This is a genomic window from Methanoculleus sp. UBA413 (genome assembly GCF_002502935.1).
In the GTDB taxonomy this organism is placed as follows: Archaea; Halobacteriota; Methanomicrobia; order Methanomicrobiales; family Methanoculleaceae; genus Methanoculleus; species Methanoculleus bourgensis.
This window is the reverse complement of record NZ_DAQR01000072.1, coordinates 12,428-31,680: the sequence shown is the minus strand read 5'-3', so window position 1 is coordinate 31,680 and position 19,253 is coordinate 12,428. Positions and strand designations below refer to the sequence as shown.

Sequence of the window (19,253 nt, the reverse complement as noted above, 5' to 3'; positions counted from 1 at the left end):
GGAACGCCGTCCTCCGGGATGCAAACCCCCGGAGAGTGTGTAAAAAAAGGTTGATACTCTCCTCTGTTGAGAGTGTCGGTAATTGGGAATCGATGCACTAGAGTTGATGACCAATGGGACTGTTCGATCGGCTAGGTGACCGGCTAAGAGACCTGAAAGATGATTACGACATCCGGAAAGTGGAAGAAGCGGCAATACTGGAGGAAGAGCACAAGCTCATCCGGGACTACAACCTGAAGCGCACGGGGCAGATCGGGCGCTACCTGGTTGACGACCGACCACGTCATCAACGTTAATCTCCGCAGCCCGGCGAGCATTCAGGTCGCCCGCGAAGCGCTCGACCAGTACGAGCGCAACCCAAAGATCCGGCGGGTATCGAAAGAACAGACGAAAGAGTTCACGAAGGGGACCGGTAGCAGATCACAATCCGATGCCCCGGGGGACGGCGGGAGGAACTTTAACGCGAACCTCAACGACTACTTTGGGGATTTCGGTGGAGGATTCAACACCGATTACTTAGGCGATTTTGGCAGCGGGATTGAGGACTATGACTTCATTACGGGAGGCACCAGGAAGCCCCAGAAGAAGCGGAAGAAGAAGTGAAAACCCGTTTTCACCGATTTATCTCTTCTTTTAGCACCTCATCCACAAGCGCGCGCACAAGACCCTTGTAGTTCTCCGTGCTGTCATACTCCCGTATCCGCTCCTATCATGATCCGGGCCGGGGGGTCATCGTCGAGAGCGCCCCGGACCCGCCCACGGCGGCAGCCCTACGGCATTGTTATAATGCAGTCCACACACATACAACTGGGGTTTCAGCAACGTTTGAAAACTCACCGGTATCCACCCGGGAATGCAGTGCATCCCAGGTCACGTTCGCGTCAATAGGGCCGCGCCCCCCTCCAAAGGAAGCCATGCTCGGGCGTGATGGAGTTGACGCCGGGAACCTCTCATTGTCCAAACCAGCGTGGTATCATGAGAAAAAATGGGCTGGGATATCACTTCCTCCGCATAACGAGGAAGATCCCGGCGGCTGCAAGGAGGCCGACGACGACGCCCTGGAGCGAGAGGGGGGCTGCCTGGGTCTGGTCGGGGTTTACCTCTGCCGCCATCATCGGTGTGAAGGTCGGCATCTCAGCCGTGGACGTCTCCACCAGTGTCGTCTCCGTCGTCACCTCATCTGTCCCTGGTGTGGCGGGAGGTTCGTCTATATCGGTTTCGTTGGCTGTCTCATCGGTTGTCTCATTGGATACTATGGTATCGTTGGTTGTAGTTTCAGCCATCACATCTGATGAAGATGTCTCAGTTGCGTTCGCAGTCTCACCCGCGCCGGAAGGTCCCTCTACAGTGATTGGCTTATCGATGACCGTCTCCCCATCGTAAGGGTAGTAGGTGCCGTAGATACCGTTGAAGTCGGATGCATCCAGTTCCACACTGGTGTCAGGGGCTCCGAGACTCACTGTGCCGGCAATCTCACCGCTCCCGGGGTCGTCGCCCTCGTACGTCCGCAGTTCTATGACCAGGGCAGACTCGTCTGCATCGCTGGATGCGGTCTCGTTCCTGAGCCCGGAGAAGTCATACACCTGTGGTTCATCAGTCACCTGGATTGTATCCCCCGGTGCGACCGGTTCGGGGGTTTCGTTCAGGGTCTCTTCCAGCGTCTCCATAGGGGTGGCGGTTGGTGTCTCTTCCAGGGTCTCTTCCGGGGTCTCATCAGGTGTTGGTGTGAGAGTCCAGGTCGGGGCTTCATCCGGTGTCTCTTCCTGGGTCTCGCCGGGTGTCGGTGGGAGTGTCCAGGTCAGGGTTTCATTCAGGGGAGTTGCGGGTTCCCCACTCTGGGCCATCACCGGGAACACAAAGGCCGCTGCTGCCACAAGGAGCATGACCAGGAGTGTTCTCCATCTCCATAGGTTTCCTGCCATGAGGGGGGCCATTTGCCATAGATCTATTTTTATATTTCGGTTGAAGTAAAAATTGGACCGAGAGAGATTGCCCCAGGCTCCCTGCAAAACTATGGCGTGGCTGAATCCAGGCATCTGTGCACCAGATTTCTGACACCCGGTTTATAGTGGAGTATTTCACCTAAATTTTCCACGAAGACCTCCCTGGATTGGCGACCGGGAGGCTCCTCTGGTCTGGTGCATCGTGCCCCGGGTCTGGCTTCTGCGGGGAGGGGGGCGAGCCCCCTCCCCTGCCCCCCCAGGATGATAGCCACCACGGTCCACTGCCCGGGGAATAGTTGCTTTCCTGCGTACAGCCTCTCGCTCTGCCCCATGAATCCTCCCGCGCGAGAGACCGGCGATCACGCCAACGCACCCTCACGTTAAGGTGAAATGCTCCACGAGGGTAGAACATGAACACGGGCTTTCCTCCCCGGGCATCGCCTTGCATGAAACGCCCAGGAGGCTGCGCCTCGTGTTATACGAATGAAAACAGCCTTTCCTCAAGCAATCCCCGTGCAGTGGACCGTGGAGGCTCTTCGCCGCCGGGGACCAACCTGGCCAAACGTTCATCTTCATGAGCGAGGAGACCCTTGGTTCCACCTGCATCAGGTAGCGCAGATCTCCATCCGGCTATTGATGCATCGTCGGCAGAAATACAGGAGGGCTTAACCCGGTGCGGCTGGCATCGGTGGGATCTCCCGCCGCACAGGCCGGAAAGAAGTAGCGATCAGATTGGCGCTTCACCAATCTTCTGGATCAGGCTCTCAAGGACCGCATCGCGCATCCCTTCGACGAACTTGATGCTCCCGACGACCAGGTGGCCGCCGCCGCTCACGCCTCCGCCGACGATCTCGGTATGAAGTTCGCGGACCATCCTTGGGATGTTCATCATGACACCCCGGGAACGGAGGACGGCAAAGTCAGGGCCAAACCCGAGCGTGACGACCGGTTCTCCCGGGCGCTCCCGGACCAGCCGGTCGTGCACCTCGCCCGACGTCTTACCCGGCGGCGGGAACGTGAACCGGTGGGCGAAAAGCTCCACATCGAGCATGAAGAGATGAGCGCCGTTCGGGAGCATCCGGCTCTCGATATGCGGCATGATGGCCTCCATCTGTTCTTCAATCGCCCGGTTCGCCTCTTCAACAAGCAGGTCGACGAACTTCTCGTGGCGTCCGGGGTCCCCGCCAAGGTTCAGGATATCCTTGACGATCTCTCTCCCGTCGCTGAACCGGAGCCAGAACTGTTCGTAGTCGAGCGCCAGCGCAATATCGCGGCAATCATCCTCCGAGTACTCGGGTGCTGCCAGTTCGAGGTAGCGCGCACGCTCCGGCGCTTCGCTCCGGTCCCCGACCCCCGCGATCGCAGGCAGGTGCCGGATCTGGTCCTCGACCGCCGGGTTGACCAGGCGCGCGATCTCGGTCCCCAGCATCCCGGCCGTAATGCCGTAATCCCCGCCCACATGGTAGGGGTTCACGTGGCCGATCAGGTACTCGTCCACCGACTCATCAGGGTGATGGTGATCCACGACCATCACCGGGAGGTCGTATATCCGGGTCACCTTCAGCGACGGAATATCCTCATCAGTGGACCCGTTATCCATCAGGAGGATCATCGGCATCTTCTGCCCGTAACGGGCGTTATCCTTGAGGGCGAAGTCCAGATCCCGCGTGATATCCTCAATCTCGTAAAACGGGGCTTTGGACGGAGACCGCTTGAAGAGGAAGTACTCTGCGTCAAAGTCCCCGCCGCTCTCCCGGAGCAGCGCGGTCACCGCCTGCTCGATGGCGACGGCGGCGCATATGCCGTCCGCATCAGCATGGTGTCGGAGGACAATCGGCCGCGCGGTCAGGACGGCTTTCCGGATCTCCTTCGCGACCTGACGCATCTGCGGCCGGAGGGCCTCGAGAACCTCACTCTCGATAAGGAACGGGAGTTCGGGCGGTTCCGCACGCTCATCCAGTGCCACGTCGATACGCCCCCTGACCCGTGCCGCATCCTCCGGTTCCAGGACCGTCATAGATGCGACCTCGATCTGCAGCTGGTTGTTGCGCTGCATCACCTCACCCGTGAGGCCGACAATATCTCCGAGTTCAACCTCAGGATACGCACGGACACCCGCCTCGATGAACGCCGCTGCGTTCCCGGTGCCTGATTCGTCCACAACCGTGAAGATCGTCGGCCCCGACGTCTGCTTGATCTGTGCGACTTCGCCCTCGACCAGCACGGTTCTCCCAATCTTCTTCCCGATATCAGAGAGAAGCACACTCGTCGTCTTCTTGGTCACGTTCCGGGTCTGGTAGACGGTCGGCGTGACCTCCTCGAGGTCGATGTTGCCGTTGCTCCGGATCTGGATGACACGGACGATGATCGGGTCGCGTTCGCTATGCTGCACCTTCACGTTGCTCTTGTGGACGAGCCCCTTTATCCGGTCGTTTAACTGAACAAATACGCCGAACGGGGCAAAGCCCTGCACCCATCCCAGGTAGGTCTTTCCTTCCTCCACCTCTTCGAGATCACAGTTCCCTCCGAGGCGGTAAACAATCATATCTTCCATAAACAGTTCTCCAAATTATTCTTCAGGCTCCTCGACGGTGTACCCGGCAAGTTCATACAACCGACATTCACCATCCCGTCTGCCTTTTGCGATGATAATATCCCCGCTCTGGAGCCGGGCACCCTTTCCGGGGCGGTAGACCCACCGGTCGCCGTGCTTGATGGCGAGCACGACCATACCGGTCACAGTCCCGAGAGACGCTTCCTTGAGGGTTCTGCCGATGAGCGGCGATGGCTCTGCTACAGGTATCCGCGTGATGATCTCATCTGATTCCCGGACGATCTTCTTAAAGACCGGCGGGATCTCGATGTCACGCAACAGGACATCGACGATCGAATGAGCCGAATCGCTGATCGCCTGCGCAAACGAGGACATATACAGAAGGCCCCTGAGGTAGCGCACATCGTCGATCTTCCGCGCTGCCTCGAGGACCCAGAGGTCCATGTCGTAGCGCATATTATCCAGCGTTTTGTCGAGGGCGACCACTTCGTCTGCTATCTCCTTGTTATTGAAGAGCAGGGAAGTGTACGCAAGCCCGACAGATAACTCCGAGAGGTTCTTCATCTCGATGATCAACTGGACAGCCCGGTCGAGGTCGTCGACCGCACCCGCAGGGGAGGGTTCGTAACTGGGACACTCCACCGCTCCCGCTATCGTCGAGAGGATATCGGCCCCGGCCTCCGGGCCCCGCGATATCAGGATGTCCCCGGTCTCCAGCCGGGTGGTTTTGTCGGGATCGTAAATCCAGCCCCTCCCGCGCCGGATAGCAATCACCTGCATGCCTGTCGTGCTCTGGACTTTCAGTTCCCCGAGCGTATGGCCGGCAAGTTCGCTTCCCTGGCTGACGATAACCCTGGTGACAACCTCCTCTGCTTCGGGGAAGACCCGCTTGAGTTTTGCCGGAAACTTGATATCCTTCAGGATGAGCATCGCTATGTCTGAAGCCGAGTTCGCGATCCTCTCTGCCGCCTCGGCTACCTGCAACATACCGCTCATCGCCTCCGCTTCTTCAAGCCGTCTTGCACCGAGAACACTCTGAATTCTGGCCTGATAGACCAGTTTATTCATGCTCTCCTCGAGATTGATCACTTCGAGCGCTATCTCTTTATTATCGAAGAGTATCGCAGAGTAAGAGAGATCAACCATCAGTTCAGAGACATCCTTCATCTCGATCAGAACGTCTTTGAAGCTGACCGGTTGATATTCACGTTCCATCATGGGTCTATTAATCGTTCTTTTCATATATCCCTTCACTACAACAGCAGGTCTATCACTGCCACGAGCGTAGCTGCACCGATCAGGTCAATCAGGCTTGTGATGACAGGAATTCCGAAGTTGTCGGGATCGAGACCATACCGGAATGAAAGGCTCGCGGTGACATACGCCGCGCCGTTCACCAGGGTCATGACGACCAGACCCGCTACAAGGCTGATAGTGACCAGCATTCCAAGGCCGGGGCTGTTTAGCCCCATGAGCACCGCCGCGCCATGTGCGATGAGCGCCAGCAGTGGAAGCAGTATCAACGTATAGAGATAGGAAATAATAAAGTGATGCACCGCTGCTCGCTCGGGGAGGGGCTGGGGATTCAGCTCGCCGGTGTGCATCCCGGTCGAGAGGCGTGACCCGAGGATACCGCCTATCGACCCGAGACCACCCATGAATGGCGGTATCAGGATGAGAAACGCCGCGAACGTCACCAGATCGTCAAGGTTGAGCGAGTAGGTCAGTCCGGCCATCGTGCCGAGTACGCTGAGCGGTATGAGGAGGAAGAGGTTCTCCCGGACGATAGCCCCGATCCCTTCCGGCCGGCGATGGGTGTAGAGGACTGCGGCGATGGCCACGGCGACCACGGCAACCCCGAGCACCAGGCGTGCCGGAGGAGAGAGGAGCATGACAAAAACCGCGGAGAGCACGAGAATCGGGAGCGTCACGATGTCTCCGGAGGTAGTGACGGTGGGGGCGGCGATCATATCGAGATCGAGACCGTAGCGGTAGCTCGCAAGCGCGATGACCAGGGTGATCCCCATCACCACGAGCCCGGAGACGATCCCGCTGACGACCGAGATCAGGACAAGATCGGTGATTCCCACCACTGGAAGCCCGGCAAGAAGGCTTGCAATGTAGGCGAATATGCCGAGGACGAAGGCTATGAGGACGGTCACCACGAACGAGGCGCGGATGTTGTCGCCGAGGACACAGCCTTCCTCAAAGTCGATGGAGAACTCACCTAGGTGCATCGACGACGAGAGGCGGGATGCGAGAACCCCGGCTATGTTCCCTCGCATATCGATGATCGACGGCAGGAGCACCATCAGGCCTGGTATCAGCCCGAGGATTTCACGAACAGAACCCAGATAGATGCCCGCAACGCTCGATGCAGCGGCGCTGACGAGCAGGGCACCCAGGCCGGTCAGAATGAGACGGCGGCGGCTCTGGCTGTAAAGACCCTGCCCCATCACCATCACCGTCCATCTCAATCAACTCCGAAAAGGAACCTCCAGTACCGTTAGATCGGCCGGAAGGATCACGTCTCCCTCATAACGTCGTTTTGCATCGCGTATATGGTTTGCTGTACTTGTGTAGCGGGAACTGATGTGCACCAGAGCAAGCATCCGGGCGCCAGAAGCCGCTGCCGCCTCGCCGGCCTCACCTGCGGTGGAGTGCAGGACTTCCCGTGCGCGGTCGGCCTCCTCATCGTCGAATGTTGCATCGTGGATAAGGAGATCGGCATCCTGGACCATCCCGGCGGCATCGGGGAGGCGCTGGAGAGGCCGGGTGTCTCCGGTGTAGACGATCTTCCTTCCCGGGCGCGGCTCACCCATCACGTCGCTGGGTCGGACCTCGGTCTCGACACCGTCACGGACGATACGGATCGCTTCCCCGCGCTGGAGCCGCCCGAAGAGCGGACCCGGGGGGATGCCCAGTGCAATCGCCTGTTCGCGGTTGAACCGGCCCGGCCGCTCATCCTCTTCCAGGACATAGCCAAGCCCCGGGATGCCGTGGAACGTGGCAAACGCGCGGACGGTATAGCCGTCGAAGGGTACAACCGAACCGTGTTCAAGGGCGTGACCGGTGATGGGAAAACCCCGCACATGACGGCTGATCCTCTGCACAAGGTCGACAAACTCTCCGACCCAGGGCGGGCCGTAGATCGGGAGGGGGTCGGTTCGTCCCATGAACGCGAGCGTCTCAACAAGCCCGAAGACGCCGAGAAAATGGTCGGCGTGCCAGTGGGTGATGAAGATGGCGTTCACGGTAAATCCGGTCCGGGCACGCATCATCTGCTGCTGGGTGCCTTCCCCGCAGTCGAAGAGCAGGGTGTCGGAGCCCCGCCTGATCAGGATGGAGGGGGGGTTGCGCTGCGGCGACGGAAGCGCTCCTGCTGTGCCGAGGAAGTGGACGTGCAGGGTCTCGCCGGCTATACGAACCACTTCCTGAATGCTGCAAGACTTCGTTTCGCCTCTTCGAGCGTCCGCCCCTCGATCACGACCGCGCCGGAGTAGTCGCGGGCGATGGTGCGCCCGACCTTCTCCCAGGCAATGGTCCCGTCGCCGAGCGCCAGGTGTTCGTCCGACTGCCCGTGGTTGTCGTGGATGTGCAGGTGGTTGACCTCCCCGGCGTATTTGAGGAACGCATCGACCAGGCCGTTGGTGTTGGCGTGCCCCAGATCAAGGGTGATCCCGATCCCGGGAATTCCTTCGGTGAGGCCGAGGATCTCCTCGGGGTAGCGGCAGAGGAAATCCCTGATGCTGATCATGTTCTCGACGCATGCAAGGACACCATGATCCTCCGCATATCTCCCGATCTCAACGAGAGCGGTCTTCTGCATCTCCCAGACCTTCTCGGGGACAAGTTTCCCCACCGGTGATACAAACCCGGGGTGGACCGTCACCCGGTCGGTCAGGTCGGCCGCGTAGTGGATGCAGCAGCAGGTCTGGCTGATGGATTCGCGCCAGATGGGGTAGTTCAGCGATGCGAGGTTTAAGTCGCTGTAGGGGGCGTGAACGGTCGCGAGAAGCCCGGTGCTCTCAAGGTTCTCCTGGATCACAGCAAAGTTCTCGGGGTTGTCCAGACGGTAGTTCCCGTCGGCGACGATCTCCCACCCGGTATACCCGAGATCCTCGATCCCGAAGACCCAGTCCCGCGCCGCCCAGACTTTTGAGGAGGACGAAAAATACGGGGTAAGACTCATTCTCTCCCTCCCGCCGCCGGGCGGCAGAGCAGGGCACGGACCTCTGCCACAAACTCTTCGAGCGTGCCCTCGTTTACGACGGTGTAGTCTGCCTGCGCAAGAGCTCGCCCAAGCCCCCACCCGAGTTCCCGCTCGTCACGGGCCCGAAGTTCTTCGGCAGTGAGAGAGTCGTCGGACCGGCCCCGGTTCGCGAGCCTCGCATAGCGTGTCTCAAACGATGAGACGATCCCGATGAGCGTGAATTCGGGAAAGCGCTCCCGAAACGCCGCCACCTCGTAGTCTCCCCTGATGCCGTCCACCAGGACCACCGGAGCGGTGGTTGCCTCGATGACCGGGATGGTGATCCGGGCGATGGCGTCCATGCCGAGTTCCGAGCGTAACTTTCCCGACATCGCGCCGAGGTTTGCGTCGGTCGGCGGAAGTCCGGCTTTCTTCACCCGTTCCCGTATCGCGTCCCCCATGACCACAACAGGAATCCCCAGGTCCCGGGCGATCCTTGACACCTCTCCTTTCCCGCTTGCCGGCATACCAACGATTCCAATGACCTTCATCAGGGTTTACTCCATCTTATTATATCCAGAACAGCGGGCCGTGCCGGTGAGAGACCGGCTGCACAATCCCGGCGGTGCAGGTTGCGGCGGCCGCCACAAATATCTCCATGAACGTTGCGTTCCCGACGATATTATGCTTAACCTCACCCGAACGGTTATCGCTCCGGGTCGTAGTCGACCTCTCCGTCTTCTCTGGTCCGCAGCCGGACGTTCCGCCCGAGCGGCGCTGCCGCGGCCTCGAGTTCCTGCCTGGTCAGGGGGTCGAAGCCCGCGGCCACCCCCTGCTGGAGCACGAGGTCCAGCCCGCGGGTAGCCTCTGCGATTGCGAGGACGTCACTCTCGCGCCCCCGGAAGAGGGTGACCACAGCCTGGCACGACCCGAGGCTGCCGTCGGCCTTTGCCCGCCTGCAGATGGAGAGCGACTCCTTCACCGCATCGACAGCAGCCACGCCCAGGAGGTCGTCGTAGCGCTCCCACGTGGTCTTGATGTCAAGGGCGATCATGTCGACCAGGTGCCGGTCGAGCAGCCCCTCGATCACACGGGGAAACATGCCGTTCGTATGCAGGCCGACGGAGAACCCCATGGTCCGGGCGGCGGCGGCGAGGTGGATGAGCGCCGGCCCCTGGAGGGTCGGCTCCCCGCCTGAGAAGACTACGGCGCCTGCAACTGTGCGGGAGCCCCGGATCATCGCAAGGACCTCGTCCGCGTCGCGGAGATCCTCACCACCCTGGAGAGCGACGTTATGGCAGTAGAAGCATCGCGCGGGGCACCCCCTGAGAAAGACCGTGCAAGCGGCCCGTCCCCGCCAGTCTACGGTGCTGAACGGGACAAAACCTCCAAAATTGACGTACAACGTATTCACCAGATGATATACTGGTGTTCCTCCAGTTCTCGTAAGTCTTGGCTTTCCGGCTACGAAACAAGATCTGAATAAGAGTAAGTCAAGTTTACTTGTTTAGAGATCAAGCCTATTTTAGCCTGGTTTTAAAAAACAAGCCTTTATCTACTCTTTCTTCCAACTATAGAGCCATGGGTCTCATAGAAGACGCAAAGCGAGGCGTCATCACCGAGGAGATGCGAATCGTCGCAGCAGCGGAAGGTGTAACTGAAGATTTCGTCAGGCGCGGCGTGGCCGAAGGCCACATCGTTATTCCGGTCTCTCCCTACCGGAAGGTGAAGATCTGCGGTATCGGCGAAGGGCTCCGGACGAAGGTCAACGCGAGCATCGGCACGTCGTCTGATATCGTCGATGTCGATATGGAGATCGAGAAGGCCCGGCAGGCCGAACTTGCCGGTGCCGATACGCTGATGGAACTCTCCACCGGCGGTGACTTTACAGAGATCCGGCGCCGGGTCGTCGAGGCGACCACCCTCTCGGTCGGGTCGGTCCCGCTTTACCAGGCGTTCATCGAGGCCGCCCGGAAGCATGGGGCGGTCGTCCACATGGAGGAGGACGATCTCTTCCGGATAACGGCGGAGCAGGCAAAGCTCGGGACCAACTTCATGGCGATCCATACCGGGATCAACTATGAGACGATGAAGCGCCTGCAGAACCAGGGACGGCACGGCGGGCTCGTCTCCCGCGGCGGGGCCTTCATGACTGCATGGATGCTTCACAACGAGAAGGAGAACCCGCTCTACGCTGAGTTTGACTACCTGGTCGAGATCCTAAAAGAGCACGAGGTCACCCTCTCGTTCGGCAACGGTATGCGGGCGGGCGCAGTCCATGACGCCACCGACCGTGCCCAGATCCAGGAACTGCTCATCAACGCAGAACTCGCCGATAAGGCGCATGCCGCTGGTGTCCAGACGATCATCGAGGGGCCGGGGCATATCCCGGTCGACGAGATCGAGACCAACGTTGTCCTGCAAAAGCGGGTCACGAACCGGAAACCCTTCTATATGCTCGGGCCCCTGGTCACCGATATCGCGCCCGGCTACGACGACCGGGTGGCTGCGATCGGGGCCGCGCTCTCCTCCTCCTACGGCGCCGACTTCATATGCTACGTGACGCCGGCAGAGCACCTGGCGCTCCCCACTCCCGAAGAGGTCTACGAGGGTGTCATCAGTTCAAGGATCGCCGCCCACGTTGGGGATATGATCAAGCTCAAGAAACGGGATGCCGACCTCGAGATGGGACACGCCCGCCGGGACCTTGATTGGGAGCGGCAGTTTGCCGTCGCGATCAACCCCGAGCGCGCCCGGGCGATCCGGGACGAGCGGATGCCGGCCGATGCCGATGCCTGCACCATGTGCGGGGACTACTGCGCGTTGAAGATTGTGGGCCGCCACTTTAACTTCTAAAGAGGTCCGGGGAGGGGGGGTTATCAGGCCCCTTCCCGGGCACGTATCTTTTTTTGAGGGACCTCTACAGAACGCTTCCAGATCCCTCCCTCGTGATGCAGGAAGCCCGCGCAGATGTAGCGTTCGCACGCTGGTTCCGTTTATGGTCAGGGTGATAGAATGATTGGCGCGTTTGAGACCCGGATTGGGTCGTGGTGGATATCGTCATGAGGAGGAGACCGGGGAAGGGATCTTTCCCACCCGGAACCCGGATCTCCCGGATCCCTTTCTCCTCGCCAGCACCGCCCGAACCAGAAACCATACCATTATTCTGCTCTGCGTTCCTAATTAGTTAAGAGGAGTAATCAATGAAACCAGAAACCGAAAAAATGCTCAACGAGTTCTTTGACCACGCAGACGACCTCGGTGATGACGTCATAGAGGATATCAGGGAGCTGCTCGGTGTCGTCCCGTTCATCTTTACTGTGCTCCGGGAGCAGCGCCCGGAAGTCTTCGCGCTCTCGGCTATCGCTGATTATCATATCTCCCGCCCAAAATCCCTCGACGGAAAGACTGCGGAGCTGGTCACCATGGCAGCGGCAGCCGGGGCCGGGGCAGACGCTTGCCTCAAGGTCCACATGGGAGCCGCCCTGAGGGAAGGCGCGTCCCGTGACGAGATCCTCGACGTCCTCCAGATCGCCGCCATGATCGGGAAGACCAAGGTCCTTGCCTCTTCCCTCCGTACATACAGGGAAGTCTGTGGCGAGGAGCAGGCGTCAACGAAGTAGGCCGCCTGCGCTATAACCTGGGGTCGGGACGGGGCCGCTGCATTATCCACCCCCCGGGTATGTATGTTTTATCTGGTATTTTGCCCAAAACTCCCTATAATGAGCCAGACAAAGACGGCCCTCCGCCTGCAGGCGAAGGAGACCCGATCCCTCCTCTCACCAACCCAGATCGCCACACTCAGCAGGATCATCGAAAGAAGACTCCTTGACCTCGTGAATGGTTTTGAGACTATCATGGTCTATGTCTCAAAAACCCCGGAGGTCGAGACCGAATGCCTCATCACGGACCTGAACCGCCGGGGCGTGCGGGTCGTCGTGCCCATCATCGAGCGGGAGACCACGAGCCTCCGTCTCTCGTACCTGCCCGACCCCTCGGTCCTTCGCGCGAGCACGTTCAACGTGCCCGAACCTCTGGGACACGAACTCCCGGCCCGGCCCGAAGACGTCCAGGTGGTCATCATACCGATGGTTGCTTTCGATGCCAAAGGAAACCGGCTCGGCTACGGTGCCGGCTACTACGACCGTTTTCTCTGCCGGTATCCACACCCAATCAAGATCGGCATCGCGTTCTCTTGCCAGCAGGCGGAGAGCATTCCCGCTGATGGTGACGATGTGAAGATGGATTACATCGTTACCGAAAAAGGGGTTATCCGGTGTAACGGGAGGGGTACTTAACGGCAAGTATTATATGCTAGTTTACACTTACCATAGGTAAGCGTAAAAAAGGAGGAGATCGTTCACATGGCTAATACCGATTATATTGAGGTGACCATCAAGGAGGCGGCCCACGAGGACGCCGGCCGGGGGATCGCCAGGTTGAGCATCGACACCATGAAGGCGCTCGACCTTGTCAGCGGCGACGTCATCGAGATCGAGGGGCGCCAGAAGGCGGCGACGCTGATCTGGCCCGGGTTCCCGCAGGACACCGGTAAGGCGGTCCTGCGCATCGACGGCAGCACCCGGAGCAATGTCGGGGCCGGGATCGACGACAAAGTCAGGATCAAGAAGACCGAGGCCGGATACGCGAAGAAAGTGACCATCCAGCCGACCCAGCCCATCCGCCTGGTCGGTGGAGAACAGTACCTGGGAAGAATCCTTCGCGGCCGCCCGGTCACTGAGGGGCAGCATATCAGGGTAAGCATCCTCGGCAACCCGCTCACGTTCGCTATCGCACGGGTTGTCCCGAAAGGCATCGCCATCGTCACAGACAGCACCGAGATCGAGCTGAAAGAGACGCCGTATGAACCCGAGAAGGGGCGGCGTGAGGCGGTGACCGACGTCCACTATGAGGATATCGGCGGCCTCGACCGTGAACTGCAGCTCGTCCGTGAGATGATTGAGCTCCCGCTTCGGCACCCTGAACTCTTCGAGCGCCTCGGGATCGAGCCCCCGAAAGGCGTCCTGCTCTACGGCCCGCCGGGAACGGGGAAGACGCTGATCGCAAAAGCGGTGGCAAACGAGGTGGACGCCCATTTCGTCACACTCTCCGGCCCTGAGATCATGAGCAAGTACTACGGCGAGTCTGAAGAGCGCCTCCGTGAGGTCTTTGAGGAGGCACAGGAGAACGCGCCCTCGATCATCTTCATCGACGAGATTGACTCGATCGCGCCCAAACGCGAGGAGGTGAAAGGCGAGGTCGAACGTCGGGTCGTCGCCCAGCTTCTGGCCCTGATGGATGGGCTGAAGACCCGCGGCCAGGTGGTGGTTATCGCCGCAACGAACCTCCCTGAGATCATCGACCCCGCCCTCCGGCGCGGTGGCAGGTTCGACCGTGAGATCGAGATCGGCATCCCGGACACCAAAGGGCGGCAGCAGATCTTCCAGATTCATACGCGCGGTATGCCACTTGCCGAGGACGTGAACCTCGACGATTACGCCCGCTCCACGCACGGCTTCGTCGGCGCTGATATAGCGCTGCTCGCAAAAGAGGCGGCGATGCACGCGCTCCGCAGGATCATACCGCATATCAAGATCGAGGAGGAGATCCCTACCGAGATCATCGACCAGCTCCGCGTGACAAACGAGGACTTCCTCGAAGCGCATAAGCATGTTGAGCCGAGCGCGATGCGCGAGGTGCTCGTAGAGATCCCTGATGTCAAATGGGAGGACGTTGGAGGTCTCGAGGACGTCAAGGCCGAGCTTGCGGAGGCCGTTGAGTGGCCGCTCAAATATCCGGAGATATTCGATGCCCTGGAGACTGAGCCCCCCCGCGGGATCCTGCTCTTCGGCCCCCCTGGGACAGGGAAGACTCTCCTTGCAAAGGCGGTCGCAAACGAGAGTGAAAGCAATTTCATCTCCGTAAAGGGCCCGGAACTCCTCTCGAAATGGGTCGGAGAGTCGGAACGCGGTGTTCGTCAGGTATTCCGGAAAGCAAGGCAAGCAGCCCCGTCGATTATCTTTTTCGACGAGATTGATGCACTCATGCCAAAGCGCGGAGCTTATATAGGATCATCGCACGTAACTGAAAGTGTGGTAAGCCAGATCCTGACAGAGCTTGACGGCCTCGAGGAGCTGAACAATGTCGTGGTTCTCGGCGCTACCAACCGCCCGGACATGTTGGACGAGGCGCTGCTTCGCCCCGGCAGGTTGGACCGGATGATATACGTCCCGCCGCCAGACCGGGAAGGCAGAAAGAAGATCTTCGAGGTGTACCTCAGGAACAGAGAGATCCTCGCAAACGACGTCGACATCGACGAACTGGTCGAGAGGACCGAGGGTTATGTCGGAGCCGATATCGAGGCGCTGGTCCGTGAGGCAAAGATCTCCGCCATGCGCGAGTTCATCGCCATGACAGCCAAGAAGAGCGAGGAAGAACGGCGTCAGGCGGTCGGCAACGTGATGATCACGAAGAAGCACTTCGAAGATGCCCTCTCCCGCGTGAGAGGCACGCTCGATCTCGACCGGTTGGAGGAGGCCGAACGCCACTCCTGGCAGGTGCTCTATAACCAGGAGCAGCGGTCGACGCTCGAAGATGCCGTCTCGACAATCAACCGTGCCAGGATGCGGGAGACCGGGAAGATCGAGCAGGAGGTCAAGGATCTCATACAGACCCTGAAGGATGCGGTCTACCAGAGAAAGAAAGACTTCGGCGAGATCAGGCGCCTCACAAAGGAGTTGAAGACCAGGATCGAACGCCCGTTGCCACAGACCGGTATGGCGTTCTGATGGGAGCGCTCACCCACGGGGCGCTTCCCTTCCTGGAGGGGTCGTATGACCCCCCTCATCAGGAGAAACCGAAAGAATAGTGATGCACATGAGTGACAGCCCAGCAGATATCTTCCAGCAACTCAACGAATTGATGAAACGCCTCATGGAGCAGGGGCTCAAAGAACAGGGAGACCCGAACAGGCCGTTTGCCTACGGCTTCAAGATTGTCATCCACGATGCCGGTACGACAGAGACATCGATAGAGGGACCCGCACCGGCTCCTGAGGAGCCCTCCTCGGAGGGGACCCTCGAGCCGATAGCAGAGATGTACACGACTGATGACGACGTGACGGTGGCGATCGATCTCCCGGGTATCGAGAAGGAGAGCATCCACCTGTCACTCATCGATGGTACGCTGACGATCATCGCCGGCGGCAACCAGCTGACCTCGGTAGAGATGCCGACCGTGGATGGCGATTCCATGCAGTCGAGGTACAAAAACGGCGTCCTGGAGATCAAATTCTCCCGGGGCAAGCCGATCAGGATCGACTGAAAAGTATAACCGCCTGCCGGTTTTGGGCCCCAGAGCACAATACTTTTTTGCCGGCAGAACTCGTTCGGCCGGCGCCTACCGGGCTGTGGGGAACACATCCATCCACCACCAGTCTTCTTTCTTGACTGTTTTCCTGCCCGCATCCACATGACCGCTCCCGGTGAAGACGCGCGACTGTCGCAGGCGCCGTCTGCTACGTTTTTCAGAAATACTGCTCTTGCAGGCGTCATGACTCTCTATGATCCTGTATAGCCGGACAGAATGGGTGAAAGACGTGAGAATCACCCGGGTATCGGTATCTGATAGATATGCTATACAGAAGCGGGCTAGCGGAGGCAAGGGCGATCAGAAAAAATGATTGTATCAGCCAACCCTTTTTCTAGGCAACAACACCTACATATAGAGCAGTACCTATCTAGTAGCCCAAGTGGGCTACGCCTGTCTAGGTAGTGGTGATTTGAATGGTTAAGACCACCGTGTCCGTGATTAAAGCAGATGTAGGTAGTTATCCGGGGCACTCCCGCACCCACCCGAAGCTCCTCGAGGTGGCCGCCCGGATGCTTAAGGAGGCAGAAGGCAGCACGATCATCGACTCGTATGTCACCCACTGCGGTGACGACCTCGAGCTGATTATGACGCACACCAAGGGCGAGGATAACGAAGAGATCCATGAACTGGCATGGAACGTCTTCCTGGAATGTGCGAAGATAGCCAAGGAGATGAAACTCTACGGTGCGGGCCAGGACCTGCTCGCCGATGCGTTCAGTGGCAATGTCAAGGGGATGGGGCCCGGTGTTGCCGAGATGGAGTTTGAAGAACGCGGTTCCGATCCGCTCCTGGTCTTCATGGCTGATAAGACCGAGCCGGGTGCGTGGAACTACTTCCTCTACAAGATCTTTGCCGATCCCTTCAGCACGTCCGGCCTCGTCATCGACCCCTCGATGCACCAGGGGTTCACCTTCGAGGTCCACGACGTCATGGAGAAGCGGAGGATCCGGTTCAATACACCGGAAGAGTCATACAGCCTCCTTGCCTATATCGGAGCGCCGAGCCGTTATGTGATCAAGTACGTCTGGAAGAAGGACGGCACGATTGCAGCCTCTACAAGCACCCAGCGGCTGAACATGATGGCCGGCCGGTATGTCGGCAAGGACGATCCGGTCATGGTCATCAGGGCACAGAGCGGGCTGCCGTCGGTCGGTGAAGTCATCGATCCCTTCAGGACGCCCATCCTCGTGGCCGGCTGGATGCGCGGGTCGCACCACGGCCCCTTCATGCCGGTGGGGGTCTGTGACGCAAACTGCACGCAGTTCGACGGACCGCCCCGGGTCGTCTGCCTCGGGTTCCAGGTCAGCAATGGGAAGCTGATCGGGCCTGCAGATATGTTTGACGATCCGGCATTCAACCGCGTCCGCGACCGGTGCTGCGAGCTCTCAGATGTGCTCCGGGCCCACGGGCCGTTTGAACCGCACCGGCTCTCGCTTGAGGAGATGGAGTATACCACCCTCCCGGGCGTCGAGAAGCAGTTCAAGGACCGCTGGGAAGACCTTCCCGAATAATTTCTTCTTTTTCCGGTTGTTCGATCGGTGGCCGGGGATCAACCATGAATCGCGCCCGAGTCCCGGCGGGGCGCAGAGATAGCAGGATGAAGATGGATTTCCCTGTAACCAGGGCTTCCTGCCGATTGGCTGCCATAGCACCCATTGGTTGCTCATGCAAACCTTAATGAGTGAAGATAACCACATAAGAACAGGATGGTTAACGGTATTGTACTCCCCGTAAAGAAGGTTTTTTCGCTTGTAGACTCTAAAATTGTCGTTGAGATAAAGGACGACGGCAGAAAACTCCAGGGTCGGCTTGTGGCGGTGGATGAACACCTGAACCTGCACATGGATGAGACCACCGAGTATACCGGTGACCAGAGGGGCCGCACACTGGGGACCGTTGTCATAAGAGGCAATAACATCCTGACCATTTCACCCCTGCTCTGATAACCATGTCCGACCAGGAGGAAGAAGCACTTAAGATTATCCAATCCCAACGCCAGGGGGTTCTCCAGAGCGAGCTCTGGAAAATCCTCGAGATCGATAGCAGAAAGTGCTCAAGGATCGTGAAGCGGCTGCTGGATGCCGGGTTGATAGAGCGCGTCGAGTTCCGCAGCGACGGTATCAAGACCTATCTTCTCCGGGCAAAGAAACGGGCGATCGATCCCTGTGTCATCCTTGCCGGGGAAGAGATCCTCCCGTGCATCGGCTGCGAGCGGGAATGTGTTCCGGAGGAGTGCGCGCTCCTCCTTGACTGGATGTACCACCTTGCTTTTGAAGAGTTTCAGGAGTAAGTTTCTTTTTTCTACGAAGTTCGCCCCTGTTTGGGCGAATAAGGTTCCTGACAGTTAGTTTCATCACGTCTTGCCCTGATGATCGTCCCCGACCACCGATACGCCAGGATACGCCGGTTGCCGGACTGGATTCTTCCCCCGACTCACCGACGTAGCAGTGGGCCGTGGTGAGAATCGCCATGGAGGTGGTGGCCGGGGAAGGGGCTCGCCCCCCGCCCTGCCCGCACATTCGGCGCTCCTCTCCTGTCCTCCGAGGAGCGGAGGGAGTGCGTGGCGATACCCGGGGAGGGGTGCGGAGCGTTCATGGGGCAGAGCGAGAGGCTGCATGCATGAACGCAACCTATTCCCCGGGGCACGCTGGAACAGAGCAGGGGTGCCTCTCGGTCGCCACCCCGGGGATCTCTTCATAGAAAACGCCGATGAGGCTGCGTTCGGCCACAGGCTCAACCGATGAACATTTCCGAAGGGCGATAACCGCAGGTACATCGCGGTTGGGAGCGCAACAATCTGAACCCCTTTTTCGATTCTGATGTGGTTTTCATGTGAATGCTCCACTAGGTGGCTCTACAACAAACTTCTGGAAGAGTGCGGCGCCAGCGTTGGTGTGGTGCAAGAAGGGGGAACCTGCCCGACAATCGCACGGCAGCAGTTATTCAAGGATAGATACGATGTAGAGAGAAAAGGATACACAAAAAGACGACGTCAAGGGGGGAAGTGTCTCGTGTGATCCAAGTCTCTCTAGATATATTTAGTCGGGTTGTGTATATAATTATTTTTAAATTCAACTGGTGAGATATAAAGGTTCTGGCTGGTTGCCCGGATGTTTATGAAGAGAGCAGGCGGAAGACTCACACTTCAACGGGGGACGCTGTGTATCCCCGGCATCCCTAACGATCGACTCTG

Annotated in this window: 18 protein-coding genes; 10 read left to right on the top strand and 8 right to left on the bottom strand. The window is 59.1% G+C overall.

Annotated features, from left to right (window positions below; genetic code table 11):
- Window positions 1-113: 113 nt before the first annotated feature.
- A complete protein-coding gene (locus BP858_RS05645; protein ID WP_014867183.1) occupies window positions 114-296 on the top strand; it encodes a hypothetical protein in 183 nt (60 codons plus the stop codon).
- On the top strand, window positions 268-603 hold the full coding sequence (locus BP858_RS05640) for a hypothetical protein (protein WP_214166667.1): 336 nt from the start codon (window positions 268-270) through the stop codon (window positions 601-603). Before BP858_RS05645 ends, BP858_RS05640 begins: the two co-directional genes overlap by 29 nt.
- Before the next feature lie 395 nt (window positions 604-998).
- Here the strand turns inward: BP858_RS05640 and BP858_RS05635 are convergent, their stop codons facing one another.
- The 8 genes from BP858_RS05635 to BP858_RS05600 form a co-directional block, all read right to left on the bottom strand.
- Complete coding sequence (locus tag BP858_RS05635; protein WP_145916366.1) at window positions 999-1,922, bottom strand: hypothetical protein; 924 nt, start codon at window positions 1,920-1,922, stop codon at window positions 999-1,001.
- Between the two features lie 748 nt (window positions 1,923-2,670).
- On the bottom strand, window positions 2,671-4,497 hold the full coding sequence (locus tag BP858_RS05630) for a DHH family phosphoesterase (RefSeq protein ID WP_062263455.1): 1,827 nt from the start codon (window positions 4,495-4,497) through the stop codon (window positions 2,671-2,673).
- Between the two features lie 15 nt (window positions 4,498-4,512).
- Complete coding sequence (locus tag BP858_RS05625) at window positions 4,513-5,715, bottom strand: potassium channel family protein (RefSeq protein ID WP_062263458.1); 1,203 nt, start codon at window positions 5,713-5,715, stop codon at window positions 4,513-4,515.
- 35 nt (window positions 5,716-5,750) lie between these two features.
- Window positions 5,751-6,953 carry a magnesium transporter gene (locus tag BP858_RS05620; RefSeq protein WP_074176148.1) on the bottom strand — a complete coding sequence of 401 codons (1,203 nt, stop codon included), beginning with the start codon at window positions 6,951-6,953 and terminating at the stop codon, window positions 5,751-5,753.
- 21 nt (window positions 6,954-6,974) lie between these two features.
- Window positions 6,975-7,928, bottom strand: a complete 954-nt coding sequence (gene rnz, locus BP858_RS05615; RefSeq protein ID WP_082864923.1) for a ribonuclease Z — start codon at window positions 7,926-7,928, stop codon at window positions 6,975-6,977.
- Complete coding sequence (locus BP858_RS05610; RefSeq protein ID WP_062263461.1) at window positions 7,916-8,689, bottom strand: sugar phosphate isomerase/epimerase family protein; 774 nt, start codon at window positions 8,687-8,689, stop codon at window positions 7,916-7,918. The genes rnz and BP858_RS05610 overlap by 13 nt, the downstream gene beginning before the upstream one ends.
- Entirely contained in the window at window positions 8,686-9,240 is a 555-nt protein-coding gene (locus tag BP858_RS05605; protein WP_014867191.1) for a dephospho-CoA kinase, read from the bottom strand. The genes BP858_RS05610 and BP858_RS05605 overlap by 4 nt, the downstream gene beginning before the upstream one ends.
- Window positions 9,241-9,395: 155 nt before the next feature.
- On the bottom strand, window positions 9,396-10,103 hold the full coding sequence (locus BP858_RS05600) for an anaerobic ribonucleoside-triphosphate reductase activating protein (RefSeq protein WP_238320550.1): 708 nt from the start codon (window positions 10,101-10,103) through the stop codon (window positions 9,396-9,398).
- Window positions 10,104-10,270: 167 nt separating this feature from the next.
- On the opposite strand from BP858_RS05600, the gene thiC reads away from it, so the two are divergent.
- From thiC to BP858_RS05560, 8 genes are all read left to right on the top strand, one after another.
- Entirely contained in the window at window positions 10,271-11,545 is a 1,275-nt protein-coding gene (gene thiC / locus BP858_RS05595) for a phosphomethylpyrimidine synthase ThiC (RefSeq protein WP_014867193.1), read from the top strand.
- Between the two features lie 347 nt (window positions 11,546-11,892).
- The gene (locus BP858_RS05590) at window positions 11,893-12,312 is read left to right on the top strand and encodes a carboxymuconolactone decarboxylase family protein (RefSeq protein WP_062263467.1); all 420 of its coding nucleotides are present in this window, start codon (window positions 11,893-11,895) and stop codon (window positions 12,310-12,312) included.
- A gap of 99 nt (window positions 12,313-12,411) precedes the next feature.
- On the top strand, window positions 12,412-12,987 hold the full coding sequence (locus tag BP858_RS05585; protein ID WP_286879058.1) for a 5-formyltetrahydrofolate cyclo-ligase: 576 nt from the start codon (window positions 12,412-12,414) through the stop codon (window positions 12,985-12,987).
- 66 nt (window positions 12,988-13,053) lie between these two features.
- On the top strand, window positions 13,054-15,477 hold the full coding sequence (locus tag BP858_RS05580) for a CDC48 family AAA ATPase (RefSeq protein ID WP_214166669.1): 2,424 nt from the start codon (window positions 13,054-13,056) through the stop codon (window positions 15,475-15,477).
- Between the two features lie 88 nt (window positions 15,478-15,565).
- On the top strand, window positions 15,566-16,012 hold the full coding sequence (locus BP858_RS05575; RefSeq protein WP_074176147.1) for an Hsp20/alpha crystallin family protein: 447 nt from the start codon (window positions 15,566-15,568) through the stop codon (window positions 16,010-16,012).
- A 461-nt stretch (window positions 16,013-16,473) separates the two neighbouring features.
- Window positions 16,474-17,571, top strand: coding sequence for a fructose-1,6-bisphosphate aldolase/phosphatase (gene fbp, locus BP858_RS05570; RefSeq protein ID WP_014867199.1), 1,098 nt, complete (start codon window positions 16,474-16,476; stop codon window positions 17,569-17,571).
- Window positions 17,572-17,766: 195 nt separating this feature from the next.
- A complete protein-coding gene (locus tag BP858_RS05565) occupies window positions 17,767-18,003 on the top strand; it encodes an LSM domain-containing protein (RefSeq protein ID WP_014867200.1) in 237 nt (78 codons plus the stop codon).
- A 5-nt stretch (window positions 18,004-18,008) separates the two neighbouring features.
- The gene (locus BP858_RS05560; RefSeq protein ID WP_014867201.1) at window positions 18,009-18,350 is read left to right on the top strand and encodes a helix-turn-helix transcriptional regulator; all 342 of its coding nucleotides are present in this window, start codon (window positions 18,009-18,011) and stop codon (window positions 18,348-18,350) included.
- The last annotated feature ends 903 nt before the right edge of the window (window positions 18,351-19,253 follow it).

Coding starts and splice junctions, on each gene's coding strand:
- BP858_RS05645 (WP_014867183.1), top strand. CDS start 114: ATGGGACTGTTCGATCGGCTAGGTGACCGGCTAAGAGACCTGAAAGAT.
- BP858_RS05635 (WP_145916366.1), bottom strand. CDS start 1,922: ATGGCAGGAAACCTATGGAGATGGAGAACACTCCTGGTCATGCTCCTT.
- BP858_RS05630 (WP_062263455.1), bottom strand. CDS start 4,497: ATGGAAGATATGATTGTTTACCGCCTCGGAGGGAACTGTGATCTCGAA.
- BP858_RS05625 (WP_062263458.1), bottom strand. CDS start 5,715: ATGATGGAACGTGAATATCAACCGGTCAGCTTCAAAGACGTTCTGATC.
- BP858_RS05620 (WP_074176148.1), bottom strand. CDS start 6,953: ATGGGGCAGGGTCTTTACAGCCAGAGCCGCCGCCGTCTCATTCTGACC.
- BP858_RS05610 (WP_062263461.1), bottom strand. CDS start 8,689: ATGAGTCTTACCCCGTATTTTTCGTCCTCCTCAAAAGTCTGGGCGGCG.
- BP858_RS05605 (WP_014867191.1), bottom strand. CDS start 9,240: ATGAAGGTCATTGGAATCGTTGGTATGCCGGCAAGCGGGAAAGGAGAG.
- thiC (WP_014867193.1), top strand. CDS start 10,271: ATGGGTCTCATAGAAGACGCAAAGCGAGGCGTCATCACCGAGGAGATG.
- BP858_RS05590 (WP_062263467.1), top strand. CDS start 11,893: ATGAAACCAGAAACCGAAAAAATGCTCAACGAGTTCTTTGACCACGCA.
- BP858_RS05585 (WP_286879058.1), top strand. CDS start 12,412: ATGAGCCAGACAAAGACGGCCCTCCGCCTGCAGGCGAAGGAGACCCGA.
- BP858_RS05580 (WP_214166669.1), top strand. CDS start 13,054: ATGGCTAATACCGATTATATTGAGGTGACCATCAAGGAGGCGGCCCAC.
- BP858_RS05575 (WP_074176147.1), top strand. CDS start 15,566: ATGAGTGACAGCCCAGCAGATATCTTCCAGCAACTCAACGAATTGATG.
- fbp (WP_014867199.1), top strand. CDS start 16,474: ATGGTTAAGACCACCGTGTCCGTGATTAAAGCAGATGTAGGTAGTTAT.
- BP858_RS05565 (WP_014867200.1), top strand. CDS start 17,767: ATGGTTAACGGTATTGTACTCCCCGTAAAGAAGGTTTTTTCGCTTGTA.
- BP858_RS05560 (WP_014867201.1), top strand. CDS start 18,009: ATGTCCGACCAGGAGGAAGAAGCACTTAAGATTATCCAATCCCAACGC.